Annotated in this window: 3 protein-coding genes; all 3 read left to right on the top strand. The window is 56.4% G+C overall.

Annotated features, from left to right (window positions below; all coding sequences use genetic code 11):
* Window positions 1–2,504 (top strand): hypothetical protein (locus ACYVG7_RS06685; RefSeq protein ID WP_460882434.1); only part of this gene is annotated, 2,504 nt, incomplete at its 5' end.
* Window positions 2,501–2,866, top strand: a complete 366-nt coding sequence (locus ACYVG7_RS06680; protein WP_460882433.1) for a hypothetical protein — start codon at window positions 2,501–2,503, stop codon at window positions 2,864–2,866. The genes ACYVG7_RS06685 and ACYVG7_RS06680, both read left to right, overlap by 4 nt.
* Before the next feature lie 5 nt (window positions 2,867–2,871).
* On the top strand, window positions 2,872–4,525 hold a 1,654-nt coding region (locus ACYVG7_RS06675), incomplete at its 3' end, for a hypothetical protein (protein WP_460882432.1).

Here is a 4,525-nt window from a genome sequence, read left to right as displayed (position 1 = left end):
ATGTCATCAAAACCTTTATCGAGACTTGCTATGAATGGAGCGGTGCATTAAAAACCGCAGCTATAGCTTTTGCTGCATTCAAGCTCACCCAATTTATCAGTGGGGTTCAGTCGGCCGCTAGAGTATTAGTTGTTGAGCTCATCCCTGCCTTGCTGCGCACTGGTACTGTTGCGGCGGGAGCAGCTGCAGCTGGCACTGGAAAATTAGCCAGCTCGTTTGACAAGCTAATTGCCAGGGTAAATGTATTTACTCTAGCAATCGCAGCGGGAGTAGCTGCAGGCTATGGCATTCAGGAGATCCGCAAGGCCATCTTTGACCTGACCGAAGGGCAGGAGATTAAGAATCGTATCGCTGAGAAAGAACGTCAGCTCAATGACCAGCTATTGCGTCAGGGTGCTGAGCTGATTGCTCAGAATGCCCAATATAAAGACTTGAAAATCCTCACCGCTGACCAGGTTAAGTACCTGTCAACCACCGAGCAAGCAGCGTATGAACAGCGTTTAAACGGCCTAAAAGGTTACCTAGTTGGTCAGCTACAGCAAAATGCCGCCCTGGAAAAAACGGGCCAGTTAACTGAAGAGCAGAAGAACAAAACTCTGACTGAGGTCGCTGCGATGCGTGATGGATTCACTTCATTCGAAGCAGGCCAACAAGCAGCACTGACACAAGCATCCAAGTCATTGACTGATTACACCGCTGATGTGGCCGCCGCAGCCGAGGCCACGAAACGTTTCGCGGATGCAGGTCTCGATGATGTGTTCAGCAAGGCCAAGCTGGATTTAGATCAGATCTCTGGCAAGGTCGGCAAGGTCGTGACCGAGTACGTATCTGGTTTAGACGTCATGACTAAGGCCAGCAGTGTCAATGCAGTAGCGATACAGGGATATCTGGAAAAGGCATTCGAGAGCGCCAAGAACAAGGCAGAGCTGGATGCTATCTCCGAGAAAATGGCCCTGCTGCATGCTCAAGGAAAGCTCATCGGCCAGCCGTATATCGACTCTCTATCTCAAGCGACTGCAGCAGCCAAGAAGATGGCGGCTGAATCGGTTGCCGGTGCGACGGCCTATTCTGCTGCACTCAAAGCCCAGAAGGCGGCCGTCGAGGAAGCCTATAAGAAAGGCGAGATTGGCGCGGAGCAGCATCGTCAGCAAGTGGGCAAGCTGAATGCTGAGATAGATAAGACCACCAAGGCATCCAAGAAAAATGCAGATGCCGCCGATGACATGACCAAGGCCTATTCCGATTTTGGTATGCAATCAGCCAAGGCGTTAGAAGCCCAGGCCGCCAAGCTCAAAGCGTCATTTCAGACTATCCAATCTGGTGCTCAACCGTTGGAGCAGGTCAAAGAGGCGTTCCTCAAGTACGCCGAGGCTGAACTGACATCAGCCAAGGCCAATGACCGCTATGCCGATGGGGCTCTGTCTGCCCAGGCCGCAACCTTGGGGTTGAGTTCCGAGTTTGATGCCCTGGAGAAGTCGGTTGCTGCCACCGGTAAGGAGGCGTTGATCACGGCTGGAGCGCTCGACACTCTAGGGGCCAGTAGCAAGAAGGCCGGGGCGAATGTGGCTACAGCTGGTCAGAACGTCGATCAGCATTCAGAAGGCATGAAGAAGCTCCAGGAGCACACCCGCGAGGCATCCGACGGTCAACTTACGTTTGCCGATGTGATGATGAAATCCTCCGAGGTCGCCTCGATGAGTCTGGATGACATCAATACCAAGATGGCCGAAGCCCAGGAAATCTGGGAGTCGAGCTACAACTACCTGCAGCAATTCAATGATATCTCCACCGAGTGGTGGTCGCCGTTTGTCCTCAAACAAAAGCTGGCCCAGGAAAACAACTTGCAGATCCTGGGGCAGATGAAGCGCGTTCGCGAGGCATCAGATGCCTTGGCCGATGCGGAGCAGCCGACCGCCAAGCTGGTCGCCAACGCCGAACGGGCAGTGAAAGCTGCGTACAAGCTCGATGACCAAACGCTCTCTTCGTTCCGAGCCGCCATCGATAGTGCCAAGCAGAAGATGAACGAGCTGGCTGAATCGGCTGCATCCACAGTCAGCAATTTACGCGACGAACTGGACCAACTTTCTGAGAACTATGACGCCATCGAACGGCGGCGCTATGACGAGCAAGTTGCCTCTATCCGCTCCAGTCTGGAAACCGCCCGCGCATCAGGCAATGCTGATGCCGTTGCCAGCTACAAAGAAGCGCTGCGCCTCGCTGAAGAACTGCATCAGAAGAAGATGGCCACCATCAAAGCCGAACAAGCCGCGGCCGCTCAAGAGGTGGCAGAGTCCAAGAAAGCAGCGGCTTCAACCTCAGCCGCAAAGGCATCCACAGCAGCTAAGACCGCAAACCAAAACACAAGCGAGACAACTACTTTGTCCAGGGAAATCACCATCAATCTGCCGGGATCCCGGCAGACCATTAAAACTGATGCTGCTGGTGAGGCCGCACTGGAGTCAGTGCTCCGCCAGCTTGAATCAGTGGGGGCAATCACTCCATGACCAACTCACTCGCAGGCATCGAACTGGATGACGAAATCGCGTGGACTGATGAACTGGACTGGACGCCTATCGAGCAGTCGCTATCGCGCGGCCAGACCGGTCACATGATCGTCCAGGAAGGGACCAAGGTCGGCGGCCGACCGCTGACCCTGACCATGACCGGCACCCGAGCCACAGTCGATTTGCTCCGCGCCCAGCTCACGACAGCCCAGCTGCCGTTGGTGCTTTACGGAACAACGTACACCGTGCGCTGGCGTCATGCCGACAAGCCCATTGAGGCAACTCCGCTGGTCGATTACGTCAACCCGGCCGCAATGCCCGATCTTGAACACGCCATTACTCTGCGATTAATCGAGGTTTAAACGACATGACTATCCAACCCGCTGATCTCGTATTGCTCGAATCAGAGCGCATGACCGATGAGGCCTCCGGCGGTGGGCGCCCGACCGGTAGAACAATCCCGGACAATACGCTCAACGCCATTTTTCAAAAGACCTCGCGCCGGGATCGCACCGAGGGTCGCACCAACCTGACCAAGGTCTTCTGTGCTGTACGCACCGCGACCGCGGAGTCTTATCAGGGGAGTCACTTTGCCGTCACCCGTGACGCCGAGGATGCCCACATCAACGTGGTCTGCTTACCAGGTACTCCCACTGATACCCGCGCCGAGGCCCGGGCACGGATCGAGGCATATCTCGTGCCCGGGGTGTTCAGCAACCTCTATCTGCTGGGTGACCAGTACGCGGGCCAGCGCACCATTCTGTTGTACCAGGAGACCAAGGAGCAGTTGCCAGAACTGGGCTCCACCCTGTTCCTCAAACAGCTGGATAAGACCGGTGTTGTCGTCGCCAGCGACTACGTCAAGATCAAGAGTTACGACGCCGAGATCCGCCAATTCACTTATGAAAAGGGTGGAGAGTTTTTTACCATCACGCGTCGTCAGCTGACCGTCAAACTGGCTGGCAAGCTGCGGATCAACCTGACCGGCGGGACTCCATACCCGACCGGAACGGCCGTCAGCGGCGATACACCAGCCGCCAAGGTTTACTTCACCAACGTAGCGGATACCGCCCAGTTCTACGGCGTGTCGGCGCTGGCGCAGTCGGCAGTGGCTGGCAGCGCATCCGTCCGCGTCAAGGATGTCTATAAGCCCATCGTACCCAGTGCCTACTCTGAGACCAACGTGATCGAGCAGCAGGCGCTCTCCGATCTCGCTCAGTTAGCAGCATCTGGCCCAGCCACCTCGGCGGCACTGACCTTTGCGGTGGTCGCCGGTAATCAGTCGCGGGCGTTTATGCCGCGGATCCCGATGCGGGGATCTGTGCTGACCATCGATGGTGGCGTTTATAAGGATGATGGCTCAGGTAGTTTCAAATTCGTTTCAGGCGCGGATAATTTCAGCCAGATCACCCTGTCCTATGAGTCCGGACAGATTGACGCCTATCGCAAGACCAGCGTGTTCACCAGTGGCGCCCAGATTGCCTACACCCCAGCAGCCCGCATGATTGGCGCGGCAGTGAGTGTCGAGAAGGAAGTCACCGTGGCCAACCGCACCTTCAGTTGGATTTGGTCCTATCCGAATAACCCGCCTGAAGCGGGATCCGTGGTGATTTGGTATCGCAGCTTGGGTAAGTGGCAACTGATCCAGGATGACGGTACCGGCCGCCTGACCGGAGCCGGCACCGGAACGGTTACCGCTAGCGGCACCATATCGGCCACATTCAGTTCGCTGCCGGATGCTGAAACCAGCATAGTGCTGATGTTCCTGCCGATCGGGGCCTTGGAGTACACGCCTCTGGCTGGCGCCATCACGGTTGCAAAAAAGCAGGTGCTGGCACTGCCTTATGTGCCGCAGCCGGGAACATTGGCGATCACTTGGACCTCAGGCGGTCAGAACAAAACCGTTACTGATAACGGCAGCGGGGTGCTGGCAGGCGATCTGACCGGCGCAGGCTATGTCAGTTATGCCGGTAAATCGGCCGCATTTGTGCCGACCGGGCTCCCGGACGATGGCGTGTACC

The sequence above is a fragment of the Pseudaeromonas pectinilytica genome (assembly GCF_054780855.1).
This window is presented reverse-complemented; position numbering and strand designations above follow the sequence as displayed.